Source organism: Pirellulimonas nuda (assembly GCF_007750855.1).
Classification (GTDB): Bacteria; Planctomycetota; Planctomycetia; order Pirellulales; family Lacipirellulaceae; genus Pirellulimonas; species Pirellulimonas nuda.
The window spans coordinates 4,255,987-4,270,732 of the sequence record NZ_CP036291.1 but is presented as its reverse complement, the minus strand read 5'-3'; the positions used below and the strand labels follow the sequence as shown (position 1 = coordinate 4,270,732).

Annotated in this window: 14 protein-coding genes; 10 read left to right on the top strand and 4 right to left on the bottom strand. The window is 65.7% G+C overall.

Translation table 11 applies throughout. The features are described from left to right. Positions 1-41 precede the first annotated feature (41 nt). From Pla175_RS16530 to cdd, 9 genes are all read left to right on the top strand, one after another. On the top strand, positions 42-1,568 hold the full coding sequence (locus Pla175_RS16530) for a SpoVR family protein (protein ID WP_145287508.1): 1,527 nt from the start codon (positions 42-44) through the stop codon (positions 1,566-1,568). 177 nt (positions 1,569-1,745) lie between these two features. Continuing rightward, positions 1,746-2,216 (top strand): hypothetical protein, encoded by a 471-nt coding sequence (locus tag Pla175_RS16525; RefSeq protein WP_145287505.1) that lies wholly within the window; start codon positions 1,746-1,748, stop codon positions 2,214-2,216. A gap of 105 nt (positions 2,217-2,321) precedes the next feature. Next, positions 2,322-3,317, top strand: coding sequence for a DUF1559 family PulG-like putative transporter (locus tag Pla175_RS16520; protein ID WP_145287501.1), 996 nt, complete (start codon positions 2,322-2,324; stop codon positions 3,315-3,317). A 22-nt stretch (positions 3,318-3,339) separates the two neighbouring features. Then, entirely contained in the window at positions 3,340-4,392 is a 1,053-nt protein-coding gene (locus Pla175_RS16515) for an endonuclease/exonuclease/phosphatase family protein (protein WP_197526915.1), read from the top strand. Continuing rightward, complete coding sequence (deoC, locus tag Pla175_RS16510; protein ID WP_145287495.1) at positions 4,389-5,096, top strand: deoxyribose-phosphate aldolase; 708 nt, start codon at positions 4,389-4,391, stop codon at positions 5,094-5,096. The genes Pla175_RS16515 and deoC overlap by 4 nt, the downstream gene beginning before the upstream one ends. Before the next feature lie 226 nt (positions 5,097-5,322). Beyond that, the gene (locus Pla175_RS16505) at positions 5,323-6,156 is read left to right on the top strand and encodes a purine-nucleoside phosphorylase (protein WP_145287491.1); all 834 of its coding nucleotides are present in this window, start codon (positions 5,323-5,325) and stop codon (positions 6,154-6,156) included. Positions 6,157-6,276: 120 nt separating this feature from the next. Beyond that, entirely contained in the window at positions 6,277-7,086 is an 810-nt protein-coding gene (locus Pla175_RS16500) for a purine-nucleoside phosphorylase (protein WP_145287487.1), read from the top strand. Between the two features lie 230 nt (positions 7,087-7,316). Continuing rightward, positions 7,317-8,600 carry a thymidine phosphorylase gene (locus Pla175_RS16495; protein WP_145287483.1) on the top strand — a complete coding sequence of 428 codons (1,284 nt, stop codon included), beginning with the start codon at positions 7,317-7,319 and terminating at the stop codon, positions 8,598-8,600. A 60-nt stretch (positions 8,601-8,660) separates the two neighbouring features. Further along, positions 8,661-9,077, top strand: coding sequence for a cytidine deaminase (cdd, locus tag Pla175_RS16490; protein WP_145287478.1), 417 nt, complete (start codon positions 8,661-8,663; stop codon positions 9,075-9,077). Positions 9,078-9,116: 39 nt separating this feature from the next. Here the strand turns inward: cdd and hpt are convergent, their stop codons facing one another. From hpt to upp, 3 genes are all read right to left on the bottom strand, one after another. Beyond that, positions 9,117-9,653 carry a hypoxanthine phosphoribosyltransferase gene (gene hpt, locus Pla175_RS16485; protein WP_145287475.1) on the bottom strand — a complete coding sequence of 179 codons (537 nt, stop codon included), beginning with the start codon at positions 9,651-9,653 and terminating at the stop codon, positions 9,117-9,119. Between the two features lie 129 nt (positions 9,654-9,782). Beyond that, entirely contained in the window at positions 9,783-11,108 is a 1,326-nt protein-coding gene (locus Pla175_RS16480) for a NupC/NupG family nucleoside CNT transporter (RefSeq protein WP_145287472.1), read from the bottom strand. A gap of 88 nt (positions 11,109-11,196) precedes the next feature. Beyond that, positions 11,197-11,835, bottom strand: a complete 639-nt coding sequence (gene upp, locus Pla175_RS16475; protein ID WP_145287469.1) for a uracil phosphoribosyltransferase — start codon at positions 11,833-11,835, stop codon at positions 11,197-11,199. Between the two features lie 144 nt (positions 11,836-11,979). On the opposite strand from upp, the gene Pla175_RS16470 reads away from it, so the two are divergent. After that, positions 11,980-13,239, top strand: a complete 1,260-nt coding sequence (locus Pla175_RS16470; RefSeq protein ID WP_197526914.1) for an endonuclease/exonuclease/phosphatase family protein — start codon at positions 11,980-11,982, stop codon at positions 13,237-13,239. On the opposite strand, the gene Pla175_RS16465 is transcribed toward Pla175_RS16470, so the two are convergent. Next, positions 13,148-14,545 carry a vanadium-dependent haloperoxidase gene (locus Pla175_RS16465; protein ID WP_145287461.1) on the bottom strand — a complete coding sequence of 466 codons (1,398 nt, stop codon included), beginning with the start codon at positions 14,543-14,545 and terminating at the stop codon, positions 13,148-13,150. The two genes, Pla175_RS16470 and Pla175_RS16465, sit on opposite strands and share 92 nt — an antisense overlap. Between the last annotated feature and the right edge of the window lie 201 nt (positions 14,546-14,746).

Here is a 14,746-nt window from a genome sequence, read left to right as displayed (position 1 = left end):
TAACCGCCGTGTTCCTTTGTGCCCTTCGTGGTTAGACCTTTATGCGATCCACCCCCAACACCGCGCTCCCCCCCGAACTCGCTGCCTGGCAGGTCGAGATCGAGGGCTTTGCGCGTGGGCACGGGCTCGATTTTTTTCCGACCATCTTCGAGGTGGTCGACGCCGACGAGCTGAACGCCATCGCGGCCCGCGGGGGCTTTCCTGTGCGGTACCCACATTGGCGGTTTGGGATGGAGTACGAGCAGCTCTCCAAGAGCTACGGGCACGGACTCTCGAAGATCTACGAGCTGGTGATCAACAACAACCCGTGCTACGCCTACCTGATGCGCAGCAACGCGGTGGTCGACCAGAAGCTGGTGATGGCCCACGTGTACGGGCACTGCGACTTCTTTAAGCAGAACGCCTGGTTCAGCAAGACCAACCGCAAGATGATGGACGAGATGGCCAACCACGGCGCCCGTGTCCGGCGGTACATGGACGAGGTGGGGGTCGAGCCGGTGGAGGAGTTCATCGACGCCTGCCTGAGCCTAGAAGACCTGATTGACATCCACGCCCCGTTCGTCAAGCGGCGCGAAGAGAAAGACCGCTACGACTTTCAGCGCGAGAAGGAAGAAGAGCCCAAGGGGCCGGCGAAGTTCGCGTCCAAGGGGTACATGGACCGCTACGTTAACCCGCGCGGAGCAGACGGGGAGAAGACCGAGTCGGAATCCAAGGCGCCAGAGAAGCTCCCGTCGCACCCGGAGCGCGACGTGCTGCGGTTCCTGCTTGAGCACGCCCCGCTGAGCGCCTGGCAGGCGGACGTGCTGACGATCATCCGCGACGAGGCGTACTACTTCGCCCCGCAGGCCCAGACCAAGATCATGAACGAGGGCTGGGCCAGCTACTGGCACTCCCACATCATGACCCGCCAGGTGCTGACCGACGCAGAGTTTGTCTGCTTCGCCGACCACCACTCCGGCACGATGGCCAGCTCGCCGACGCGGCTCAACCCCTACAAGCTGGGGATCGAGCTGCTGCGCGACATCGAGGACCGCTGGGACCGCGGCGCCTTCGGCAAAGAGTTCGACGACTGCGACGACCACCGCGAGCGTCAGCACTGGGACAAGAAGCTCGGCATCGGGCGCGAAAAGATCTTCGAGGTCCGCCGGATCCACAACGACCTGACGTTCATCGACGAGTTCCTGACGCTCGACTTCTGCCGTCGGCACAAGATGTTCAAGTTCGGCTACAACGAGGCGACCGAGTACTACGAGATCGAGAGCCGGGCGTTCCCCAAGGTGAAGCAGCAACTGCTGCAGAACCTCACCAACGCCGGCCGGCCGTTGATCGAGGTGGTCGACGGCAACTACCGCAACCGCGGCGAGCTGTACCTGACGCACCGCTACACGGGGGTCGAGCTCGACCTGGCGTACGCCCGCGCCACGCTCGACAACCTGCAACGTTTGTGGGGCCGCCCGGTGCACATCGAGACCGTGCTGCAAGACGCCCGGGCGGTCATCTCGCTCGACGGCGACGAGTACGAGATCGACGCCGGCGAGCCGGTCGAGAATCAGCAAGGTGTTTTCTAGGGAGCGGTGTGTTTTTCAATAGAGTCTATCCACTGAGCTATCAAGCGTATCGAGGAGGCAGGACGAGTTCTCTCGCGGAGACGCAGAGACGATGAGTCACTAACTCAGCGCCTCTGCGCCTCTGCGAGAGCTTAGTCGTTTCCAGTCCGTCTCCTTGTGAATCAGAGATTAGTTTGCATGTCCCTCACCGACCAATTCGCCGACGAACTGCGGTCGCCCTCCCTCGCGGGTCGGGTGGTGGGGGTCGTTGATGGCGGCGATCGGCTAACGGTGGGGATCGAGCAGGACGACCGGCTGGCCGTTTCTTTCTGGTCGCTGGAACTGCACACCGATCGGCTCCGCGCGGCCGAGGTCTCTCGGGTCAAGCGGGTCGCCCAGCAGATCACGCAGCGGGTGACCTACTTGCTGGAGCCGCTGACCGAGTGCGAGACGGACCAGTTGACGTGCGTGGTGCAACTACGCAGCACGCAGCCAGAACGAGACGGCGACGCCCGCGCCTACTATGAAATTCTGGTGAAGTCCGGCGGGTCGATCGCGCTGACCCGCTACCGCAAAGAGCCCGGCGCCCTCCGCCGCCCGGTGGCGGCCGAGCTGACCAAGGCCGTGCTGGTGCGGCTGGCGGGCGATTTCTTGGCGGCGCTCGCTTGAGGTTCGCCCACTTGGTGGACATCCCCAAACCGGCAGCTTATCCTGCTTGCCTCGGGACCTGATACGCCGGGAGGGAGCCTGCCATCGTTGCTTGGGGCGACACGCGTGCGCAGAGCCTTTACGCTGGTAGAGCTGTTGGTGGTGATCGCCATCATCGGCATTCTGATCGCGCTGTTGCTCCCCGCCGTGCAGGCGGCCCGCGAGTCGGCCCGGCGGGCCAACTGTCAGGCGAACATGAAGAACCTGGCGCTGGCCGCGCTGAACTTCGAGTCGGCCCGCAACCAGTTCCCGCCGGCGGCGCAGGAACGCGACGGCAGCGCCTGGAGCGGCACGACGCCGCCGCCGATGGCGCGGCACAACGGGCTGTCGCTGCTGCTGCCCTACTACGAGAACGGCGCCACTTTCGATCGCATCGACTACGACTGGGACTGGAACGACAGCACCCACTCCGACAACGAGACCTACACCAAGCAAGACCTGGCGGGCATCCTGCTCTGTCCGTCGACCGAGGCCGACCGGGGCCGCTTCCACGTGACCGACTACGTGGCGATGTCGCGGATGGAGATCGACGCCTCGAAGAAGCCGAACCTAACCTACGACGCCCCCGGCGGGCCGGTGACCGACCTGATCAAATCGACCCTCGTCTCAAGCTACGGCGCCGCCAAGAACCGCGACCGTGTGCTCGATAACGTGTTGCAGCTCAACCGGGTCACCATGAGCGGCAGTCAGGTCTCGCTGAACGACCGACGCAAGGTCACCCCGGGCAAGGTGACCGATGGCCTCTCGAAGACCTTCCTGTACCTAGAGTCGACCGGCAAGCCAAAAATCTATGTCCTCGGCGAGTTCCGCGACGAGAACTCGTCGGCCAACAACGAGTTTCGTTGGGCGAGCCAAGACACCGTGATGGAGCTCCAGTTCTACTGCAACACTCAGCAGCTGGTAAACTGCTCGAACCGCAGCCGCGTCTACAGTTGGCACCCCGGCGGCGTCAACATGGCGCTGGCCGACGGGTCGGTGCGGTTCTATAACGACGACGCGTCGCCGCAGTCGTTCGTGTCGCTGCTGACGATGGCCGGCGACGAATTGTTTATCGATGAGTAACCCGAAACGCCTGGACCCCTCTGTGAAATCAATCTACGCCCTGCTGCTTTCGCTCCTGGCGTGCCACGCATCGCTGGCGGAGCAGGCCACGCCGCTGCGGATCGTCGCCTTCAACTGCGAGGTGCTCAAGGCGCCAGGCGTGCGGCAGGGGCAGTTCGATCGCTACCGGTTCGACCCCGCACGCATCGCCCACCACGAGCGGGTGGCCGCAGTCATCGAGACGCTCTCGCCCGACATTATCGGCCTCGAGGAAGTCATCAGCCGCGAGTCGGTCGACATGCTGCTGGGCATCCTCCACGACAAGGGGATGACCGACTACCGCGGCTACCACGTAGAGAACAGCGACACCTACTCCGGCATGGACGTCTGCTACATCACGCGGCTCAAGCCGGACGTGGTGGAGGGGGAGAAGATCCGCACGATCAACTCCGAGGCCGAAGACCCCACCTGGCGCGCGTGGTACTCGGCGCCGGGCTACAACGGCGAATCGCCCCGCCGGCAGTCGACTTCTGTATCACGCAACGCCGTCTACTACTTCACGGTGGCGGGGCACAAGCTGGGCTTCCTGGGGCTGCACCTCAAGTCGAACCCCTCCGATGAAGCGGCCAACAGCAAGCGGATGGCGGAATCGATCGTGGCCCAGCGGATCTTGCAGAGCGAGATCGTCCGCCGGGGCTACGAGCCGATCGTGATGGGAGACCTGAACGACTACGACGCCGAAGTCGCGGACGGCGACGACTCACGCGACACCGTGACCAAGGTGATCCGCAATCTAAAGGACTTCGACCCCAAACGCCCCGGCGATGAGCTAATTAATGCCGCAGCGCTGATCCCGAGGAAGCAGGACCGCTACTCCTCGAACTGGGACTTCAACGAGAACGGCTTCGACGACCCGGGGGACGTGCACACGATGATCGACCACATCCTGTTCGCCAAAGACCTCAAACCGTTCGTCAATCGCGCGTTCATCAGCCACTGCACGCCGCACGACACGTCCGACCACTTCCCGGTCGTGCTCGATCTGCTGCTCCCCCCGGTCAGCAACGGGACCGTCGTAAGGGGGGCCGGAGGATGAGCCAGTCCCTTGTTTCTATGATCGACCACGCCGTGCTCCACCCCACACACGGTCAGGCCGAGCTCCGTGCCGCTTGCGAGCTCTGCACGCGCCTGGGCGTGGCGAGCGTGTGCGTGAAGCCGTCGTACGTGCGGCTGGCGGCGGAACTGCTGGCCGGATCGGACGTGGTTCCCAGCACGGTGATCGGCTTCCCCCACGGCGGCACCACCACTTCCGTAAAGGTCGCGGAGACGCGCGAGGCGTGCCGCGCGGGCGCCGGCGAGGTCGACGTGGTGGTGAACCTGGGACGCGTCTTCTCGGGCGACTGGGACTACGTGCTGGCCGACATCCGCGCCGTTGTCGAAGCGGCCGGGGAGTTGGACGCGATTACCAAGGTGATCTTCGAGACGGGGCTGCTCCCCTCCGACGTAGAAAAAACGAAGCTGTGTGAGCTCTCCGAGCGGGCGGGCGCCGCGTTTGTAAAGACCTCAACCGGCTTCGGCATGGTGAAGGACGCCGCGGGGAACCTGGTCGCTACGGGGGCCACGGAGCACGACATCGCGCTGATGCGTCGCGTCTGCTCGCCGGCCGTGGCGGTCAAGGCGTCGGGCGGCATCCGCTCGCTGGCAGACGCGCAGCGGCTGGTGGCGCTGGGCGCCACCAGGCTGGGCACCAGCGCCACCCAGGCGATCGCCGCCGGCGAGCGCTCGGACGCCGCGTACTAAAGGCGAGCCGTCGGCGTAAGCCGCCAGAGGCAAAGCCTCAAACACCCCCCAGCGATCGCGCGCACGTCGACTCACTTGCTGTGGGCGACCCCGTGGGCTGGCGCCAAGCCTCGAAATCCGCCAGCCATTTGGTACGCTTTCTCTGGGGAGGGTTTCCCTCGTTGAAGAACTCCGTCGGCTGACGCCGGCGGCTCGCCCGGATCATCAGAGAACTGCGACGCTTGCTATGCTCGACCTGTACGACAAGATCCAAGAATCGGCCGCCGCGATCCGCGAGAAATGGCCGACCCCGCCCCGCGCCCTGGTGATCCTTGGCACCGGCCTGGGCTCGTTCGCAGAGCGGATCGAGGTCGAGGCCGCGATCCCCTACGAGGAAGTTCCGCACTTCCCGGTCTCGACCGCAATCAGCCACGCCGGCCGGCTGGTGTGCGGCACGCTTCAGGGGGTGCCGATCATCGCCATGGAGGGGCGTTTCCATCAGTACGAGGGCTACCCGCTCAAGCAGATCACGCTGCCGGTGCGGGTGGCGAAAGAACTGGGCGCCGACCTGCTGATCGTCACCCAGGCGGTCGGCGGGATGAACCCGCTCTACAAGCTGGGCGACGTCATGCTGATCGACGACCACATCAACCTGATGGGGGACAACCCGCTGGTCGGCGTGAACGACGACCGCCTCGGCCCGCGTTTCCCGGACATGGCGGCCCCTTACACCGCGGAGCTGATCGAGGCGGGCCTGGCAGTGGCGCGCAAGAACGACTTCGTCGCCCAGCGGGGCGTGATGGTTGCCGTGACCGGGCCCAACCTCGAGACCCGCGCCGAGTACCGCATGCTGCGGCAAATGGGCGCCGACGTGGTCGGGATGTCGACCGTCCCTGAGGTGATCGTCGCGGTTCACTGCGGCATGCGGGTGCTGGGGATGAGCGTGGTGACCGACCTCTGTTTCCCCGATTCGCTGGAAGTAGCGGATGTGCAGAAGATCATCGCCACGGCCAATAGCGCCGAGCCGAAGCTGCGGATGCTGGTCGAGGGCGTTCTGGCCTACGAAGCGGCGACGCACTAGATAATCATCTGGCCGGTCTACGAATAGGACGCGGATGACAGCGGATGACTAATCCGCGCGGATCCGTTTCATCTGCGGCGCCCCGCGTTCCATTCTTTGACTCGCAATCTGAGCTGTTTCATGAACCCCCTCCAACACGCCTTCGACGCCGTTCGCTCGCGCTGGCCGCATGAACCGGACCTCGGCTTGATACTCGGCTCGGGCCTGGGCGCGGTGGCCGATGCGATTGCTGAACCGGTCGTCGTCCCCTACGCAGAGGTTCCGGGCTTCGCGCGTTCGACCGCCATCGGCCACGCCGGCCGGTTGATTTGTGGCTGGCTTGGCGGCAAGCCGGTGGTGGCCATGCAGGGGCGGTTCCACCTGTACGAGGGGTGGCCGATCGAGAAGGTTGTTCTGCCCGTGCGCCTGATGCACCGCCTGGGCGCAGGCACGCTGGTCGTGACCAACGCCGCGGGGGGGGTGAACCCGCGTTACCGTGTCGGCGACCTGATGCTGATCGACGACCAGATCAACCTGAAGTTCCGCAACCCGCTGGTGGGCGAGAACGACGAGTCGATCGGCCCAAGATTCCCCGACATGAGCGCCCCCTACGACAAGGCGCTCATAGCCGCCGCCCTACGGGCGGCGATGACCGCCGGCATCCCCCTCCAGCAAGGCGTCTACGCCGGCATGCTGGGACCCACCTACGAGACGCGGGCCGAGTACCGCATGGTCCGCCAACTGGGCGCCGACGCGGTCGGGATGTCGACCGTCCCCGAGGTGATCGCCGCGGTCCACGCCGGCATGCGCGTGCTGGGCCTCTCCGTGATCACCAACGCCTGCTCGCCCGACGACCTCGGCGAGACAACCGGCGAGCAGGTCGCCGACGCCGCGGCCGCCGCGGCCGAGCGGGTGCGGGCCGTGATCCTCGGCGTCATTGCCACAAGATAAATCACATTTGACCAAGGATAGCACGGACGAACGGTGGCCACAAAAAGGCACGAAAAAGCACAAAGAAGCTTAGGAAGCGATCACGGCAAGGTCCTGATGTGCCTACAAGCACCCCACTGCTTTCTCTGCGTAAGGGGGGCCATAAATCGGCGATTGTTTCTTTGTGCTTTTTGTGCCTTCTTGTGGCCATCTTCCGTCCGTCTTCTTAGGCGTTTGAATCAGGTTCTGCCATGAACATCGTCGAACTAATCGCCCGCAAACGCGATGGCGCCGAGCTGGCAGGCGAAGAGATCGCGGGGCTGGTGGCCGGCTACGCCGTCGGTGACGTGCCCGACTACCAGATGGCGGCTTGGGCGATGGCCGTGGCTTGCCGGGGGATGACGGCCGAAGAAACCGCGGCGCTGACCGAGGCGATGCTCCGCAGCGGCGAGGTGTTTTCTTGGCCCGCCGGGGGGCCGCCGAAGGTCGACAAGCACTCCAGCGGCGGCATCGGCGACAAGGTCTCGTTGATCTTGGCGCCCGCCTTGGCGGCGTGCGGGATGGCGGTGCCGATGATCTCTGGCCGGGGGCTCGGCGCGACCGGGGGGACGCTCGACAAGCTCGAAGCGATCCCGGGGTTCCGCACGGGGCTCTCCATGGACGAGGCGCGCGGCGTTGTTGACAAGGTCGGCTGCGTGATCTGCGCCGCGTCCAGCCAGCTCGCCCCCGCGGACCGCAAACTGTACGCCCTACGGGATGTAACAGGCACCGTGCCCTCGATCCCGCTGATCACCGCCAGCATCATGAGCAAGAAGCTGGCCGAGGGGCTCGACGCGTTGGTGCTGGACGTGAAGTGCGGCAGCGGGGCGTTCATGAAGACCACCGCGGACGCCTTGGCGCTGGCCGAATCGCTCACCGCCACCGCGGCGCGGATGGGGGTGGCCTGCACCGCGCTGGTGACCGACATGAACCAGCCATTGGGACGGATGTGCGGCAACGCGGTGGAGGTGCAGGAGTCGGTCGCGTGCCTCGCGGGCGCCGGGCCCGGCGACCTGCGGGAGCTGACGGTCGAGCTTGGCGCCGAGCTGTTCTCGCTCGCCGGCAAGGGGACCCTGGAGGAGGGTCGCGCGGCGCTTGCCGGCTCGTTGGACGACGGCACGGCGATGCAGAAGTACCGCGAGATGGTCATCTGTCAGGATGGCGACCCTGATGCGGAGCTGCCGCGGGCGCCCGAAACGATGGTGACCGCCGAGCGTGCGGGAACGATCGCCAGGATCGATACCGAGAAGCTCGGCTGGGCGATCATCGGCCTGGGGGGGGGGCGGCAGAAGCTAGAAGACGCCATCGACCCGGCGGTCGGGCTGGAGATGCTGGTCCGGATCGGCGACCGCGTCGAGGCGGGTCAGCCGATCGTCGGCTTGTTCGCCCGCAAGAAAGATGAGACGGGCGCCACGGCCGCTGTCCGCCGGGCAATCACGATCGCCGACCAAACCACGTCGCCCCCGCCGCTGGTGATTCAGCGGGTCACGGCGTAAGCCCCCAAACCGCCAAGACCCCAAGCCGCCAAGCACTCAAGCCGCCGGAGCGGACCCTCGATGACCCCCCAGCAGCAACAAACCCTGATCGACTCCGCGATCGCCGCGCGCGGAAACGCGTATGCCCCGTACTCCAACTTCCTGGTCGGCGCCGCGTTGCTAACGGACAACGGAGGCGTAGTGGCCGGCGCCAACGTGGAGAACGCTTCCTACGGGCTGACGCTTTGTGCCGAGCGCGTGGCGGCGGGCGCGGCGGTCGCCGCGGGGGCGCGCGGGATCGTGGCCGTCGCGGTCGCCACCGAGGGGGGCGCGGCGCCGTGCGGGGCTTGTCGGCAGTTTCTCAATGAGTTTGGCAGCGCGATGACCGTGCTGTGCGTCGACTCTGCCTCGGGAAGGGTGACGCGCGAAGTCCTGCTCTCGGAGCTGCTTCCCGAGAGCTTTGGTCCGGCGGCGCTGGGTGGGACGCGCCGACCTTAGGTCGGCTGCTATTGGGCGTTGAGCAGCGACGCGCTGCTACTAGTCTGCGTGGTGCTGGACCAGGTCGATGGGCTCGAGCGCCACCAGCGACGGGAGGTTGCGGTACAGGTCCTCGAAGTCGAGGCCGTAGCCGACCACGAACTCGTCGGGGATGTCGAAGCCGATGAAGTCGGGGGTGTAGTCCACTTCTTGGCGGGCCGCCTTGCGCAGCAGCACCGCGCTGCGGAGCGACGTGGGCCCGTGGTCCTGCATCTTCTCCATCACCTTCACCAGCGTGTGGCCGGTGTCGAAGATGTCGTCGACCAGCAGCACGTCGCGATCGGCGATGTCGACCATCTTCTCCGCGTTGATCACCAGCTCGCCGCGAGTGGTCGTGGCGCCGCGGTAGCTGCTGGCGCTAATCACGCCGAGCCGCATCGGCAGGTCGATGAGCCGGATGAGGTCTGCCACCAGGACCAGGCTGCCGGTGAGCACCGCGATGATGGTCAGGTGCCGATCGGCGTAGGTTTCGGCGATCTCGCGAGCCATCCGCTGGACGCCGTCGTGGAGCTGTTGTTCGGAGAGAAGCGTTTTCATGGAATGGTCCGTTGTCAGTTGTCCGTCGCCCGTTGTCGGTCGATCGTAGATTCTTAGATTCTCAGAGTGACTCAAGCCGGCGTTAGCTTCCCCACGTCCAACTGACGACGGACCACTGACCACGGACAACTAGAGCAAGATGCCCGCGATGCAGGCGGTCATGAAGGCGGCCAGGGTGCCGCCCAGCATGGCGCGGAGGCCGAGCTTGGCCAGGTCGCTGCGTCGCTGGGGGGCGATGCCGCCGATGCCGCCGAGCTGGATTCCGATGGAGCTGAAGTTGGCGAAGCCACACAGCGCGTAGGTAAGGATAGTGATGGTGCGGGGGCTAAGGGTTTCTTGCTTTACGGCGTTGGAGAGCGAGAGGTAGGCGTAGAACTCGTTAAGCACCATCTTCTCGCCGAGCATCGCCCCCGCAGCGACGCATTCGGACCACTGGATGCCCATCGCCCAGGCGAGCGGAGCGAAGCCGTACCCGAAGCCCTGCTGCAGGGTCCAGGCGTCGTCGCCGGTGAAGCCGAACCGGCCTCCCGCCCAGCCGACGATGCCGTTAAGCATCGCCACGAGCGCCACAAACGTGATGAGCATCGCCGCGACGTTCAGCGCAAGCGCCATGCCAGACGAGGCGCCCTCGGCCGCGGCTTCCAGCACGTTGCCGGCACGGGGCATCTCGGGCTTAGGGGTCTCCGGCTCGCTGCTGGCGGTTGGGCCTGCTGGAGTGGGCTCCTCCACGAGCCCGGCCCGTGAAGGGTCGGCCGTCACCGGGTGGTCGACCTCGGGCTGCAAGACCTTGGCGATCAGCAGCGCGGCCGGGGCAGAGATGACCGACGCGGTCAGCAGGTGCCCCGCGTACCCGGGGCCCAGCAGTTGGACGTAGATCGCCAGCACGCCGCCGGCGATCGTCGCGAAACCCCCTACCATCACCACCATCAACTCCGACATGGTCATCGTGGCCACGTACGGCCGGATCACCAGGGGCGCCTCGGTCTGGCCAACGAAGATGTTGGCCGCGGCGGAGAGGGTCTCGGCGCCCGAGGTTCCGAGCGTTCTCCGCATCACCCAAGCAAGGGCGCCGATCACGCGTTGCATGATCCCCAGGTGGTAAAGGATCGACATCAAAGAAGAAAACACGATGATGGTCGGCAACACGCCGAAGGCGAACGTCCGCAGCAGCAGGAACCTGGGGGGCAATTCTGGGTCTTCCTGGCGGGCGTTCACGCTGAACATCAGCGAGGCGCCCTCTTCGATGTAGAGCAGCAACCGGTTGAACACCTCCCCCAGTTGTTCGAACAGATAAACGCCCCACTGGGTCTTCAGGATCAGCAGTGCAAAGACGAACTGCAGCGCCAGCCCCGCGATCACCACCCGCCAGCTCACCCGCGTCTTGTGGGCGCTCATCAGCCACGCCAGGCCGATCATCACGAACAGGCCGAAGAAGCTGATCAATTGGGGCGGCATGGGCGGGCTCGGTAGGGCAGGGGCAGGGCTCGCCTGCGGCAAAGCGGGTTCGACGTTCTTCTCTGCACGTCGGCGGGCGGGGCCTGCCCTACGACACCAGCGTGTTGAACACTCGGTCGCCGGCGTCGCCGAGGCCCGGGACGATGTACTGCTGGTCGTTTAGCTCCGGGTCGATGCAGCAGACGAACAAGCGGGTCTCGGGGTGCTCCTCGCGTAGGCGATCGACGCCCGGCTGCGAGGCGATGATCGAGAGCAGCATCGTCCGCTTGACGCCCCAACGCTTGAGCGTGTCGAGCGCCGCAACGGCCGACCCGCCGGTGGCCAGCATCGGGTCGACCACCATGGCCACGTCTACCGGCCGGCGGTCGGGGAGCTTGCTGTAGTACTCCACCGGCTGGGCCGTCTCCTCGTCGCGATAAAGCCCCAGGTGCCACACCTGGGCGTCCGGGATGAGGTCGATCAGCGGGTCGACCATCGCGAGGCCCGCCCGCAGGATGGGCACGATGCCGATGGTCTCGCCCAGCTTCTTTCCTTCGGTGGAAGTCAGCGGGGTTTCGATGGTCACCGGCGCCGTCGCCAGGTCGCGCGTCGCCTCGTAGGCGAGCAGCATGGCGAGCCGGCGGACCAGCAGACGGAACTCGGGGGGAGGGGTCGCCTTGTCTCGTAATTGCGACAAATGCAGGGCGACCAGCGGGTGATCGACGGCGCACACCGGCGGATGACTCATCGGCAAGGCTCTGGGTAGGAGCTCTTCGGCACAGTGGTGGACACGGGGGATCGCCTGGTAAGTTGGCGGCATTGTAGGTGAAGCCCGCCCCAAAATGCGACCCGCCGAGGACTAGCCATGCCAAGCCGCATCTTTCTCGCTGCTATGACGACGTTGTTAGCCGCCGCGACGCCGGTCCGCGGAGAAGAATCGAAGCCAGTTCGACTGCGGGTAGCTACGTACAACGTGTCGATGTACCGGGATGGCCCGTTTCAGCTGGCCAGCGAACTGTTTCAAGAAGGGTCCGCGCAAGCGACCAGGATCGCCGAGGTCCTACAGCGGGTCCGGCCCGACATTGTGTTGCTCAACGAGTTCGATAGAGACTACGAGAAAGATTGGGCCCGTAGAGGCTTTATGGGGCGCCGTTATCTCCAGCGGCCGCAAGCTGGATTGGAGCCGATTGTCTACCCCCATTTCTACTACGCTCCCGTCAATACCGGGGTTTCTTCTGGCATCGATCTTGACCGCGATGGCCAAGTCCGTGGCCCCAACGACGCCTTCGGCTTCGGTCGCTATCCCGGGCAGTACGGCATGTTGCTGCTGTCGCGTTTTCCGATCGACCACGAGGCGAGCCACGCATTCTCCAAGCTGCGCTGGATCGATACCTCCGATGCGAAGCTGCCGATCGACTCCGAAACAGGGGAACACTACTACTCCGAAGAGGCCCTCAACGTCTTCCGGCTCCCGTCGAAGAGCTTCTGGGACGTTTGCGTCCGAGTCCCTGGCTCGGGCGGCCAGCCGCTGCACCTGTTATGTTCGCATCCGGCGCCGCCGGTGTTCGACGGCCCTGAAGACCGCAACGGCAAGCGCAACTTCGATGAGATTGGGTTGGTCGCGAAGTACTTGTCGGGCTTGCCCGACCTGTTTGTGGACGACGAGGGGAAGCGAGTCACGCCACCGACGGACGAGCCGTGCGTTGTGCTGGGAGACCTGAACGCCGACCCCGTAGACGGCGACGGCGTGGCGGGCGCCATCCAGCAACTGCTAGAGCACCCGCGGATCGACAGCTCGTTTACCCCCACCAGCCGGGGCGGCGCTGCCGCGTCGCTCGCGACGCCGGAGGTGAACGGGGCGCACCGCGGCGATCCGGCGGCCGACACCGCCAACTTCGGCGGCGAAGGCTACGCGAATCTGCGCGTCGACTACGTGCTGCCGACGCGAGGGATCAGGGTGATCGACGGCGGCGTGTACTGGCCCGTCGCGGGCGAGCCGGGCGCCGAGGCGATCGGCGCCACCGACCACCGGCTGGTGTGGCTCGATCTCGAGCTGCCCGCTACGCCTTGCGACGCCGCAAACAAACCAGGCCTGCCACGGCGATCGCCAACGTCGCCGCCGCCGGCTCTGGCACCGCCGGCGCCGAGATGAACTGGCCCTGCATGATCGCCCGGGCGACCTGCGACCCGGCGAGCTGGCCCAGCGCGTCGTCAAAGTTCCAGTGGATGCCGAGGTAGACGCGGCTGCGACCGTTCTCCGCCATCGCTTCGGAGAACGACGTGTAGTTGCGGGTCACGCCCGGGAGTTCGTCGGAGGTAAGCGAGAAAGAGATGTCGTCCCGCCCGTAGAAGTCCGCCAACACCTCGAACAGGGCGCCGCCGAACGTGGCGTGACCGGACAGGTAGGTGGGGAAGGGTGGGGTGAAGTTGTCGATCGTTTCGCCATTGGGGCCCAACCCGCCGGGGGCGCCGAGGGGGACCCAGTTGGGGTCGGCGATGGTCAGTGGATTGCCGTCCGTGTCGGCCTCGCGGATGCCGGTCACGGGACGCCAGAGGTCGTGCTCGAACTTCGAGTCCCAGGCCACGATGCCCGCGTCCGCCATGGCGACGGACGCCTTGGCGAACAGCTCGGCGTTCTGCTTGTCGGTGTTCCCTTGGCTGATCGCGACGTTGTTCAGCACCTGCTCAAACATCCGCATCGGGGTGCCCATCCCCAGGCGGTCGTAGCCCCAGAAGACGCCGATCTCTGTTTGATCCGCGGTTCGCGTCACGCTGTCGACGGCGCCGAGCGACTTTACTTCGTTGAAGGCAGCGGCGTACTCCGCGCTGTCGAGGCTGGGCGGGGGCCCCGGCGCAAAGGGCGCCGTGCTGCCTATGGCGAACGTCTGCATGCTGCCCCACGCGGGGCCCCAGGCCTGCTGACCGGGGTTGAGTGGGTCGGACTGCCAGTGCCCCGGCGCGTTGGTGGGCATGTACTGCGAGGAGGCGTCGAAGCCGTCACCCGCGCGGCTGTTGATGATGGACTGGCCGATCATGGTCCCCATCGCAATCCCCTCGGCCTTCTCGGCGCCGTCGGACACCAGCGCCAGGCTTGCCGCCAACTGGCCAGAGAGCAGCGAGTCCTGGCCGGAGTAGATCGAGCTCAGCACGGTGTAGGCGGCCTGGGCCGCGGCGGCCTTGGAGGAGGCCGTCATGCCCGGCGAGGAATGCCCGCCGCCGTAGTCGTAGAACATCGTCCCTCCCGGCGAGGTCATCGCGTAGGCGTCGTAGATAGCGAGGTTCATCATCGCCATCGTCCGCGACGCCATGCCGGGGTTCTGGTACTGGGTGTCGGCCGCCAGCATTCCGCTCGCGGTAGCGTTCCAGTCCAGCACGATGTCGGCTCTGGCTGCGCTGTGCCCCACAGCTAGAGCAAACACGGCGACGATAGGGAGCATCTTCTTGGTGTAACTAGTCACGCTTGCGATTCCATTGGGGAGTGGTTCGCAACTGACGATCGTCTCCCCCTAGGGCCCCCGTTTCGCAAAACGGGAGTAGATGCCCAGCTTGGGTCGCGCTGCTTTGGGCTTCGGGAGTGGGTCTACCGAACCAGCAACGCCGGACCAGTGATTCCAGCCCGAGGCTTTCACCCCGGGACGTCCCGTGTAGTCAAGAAGGGC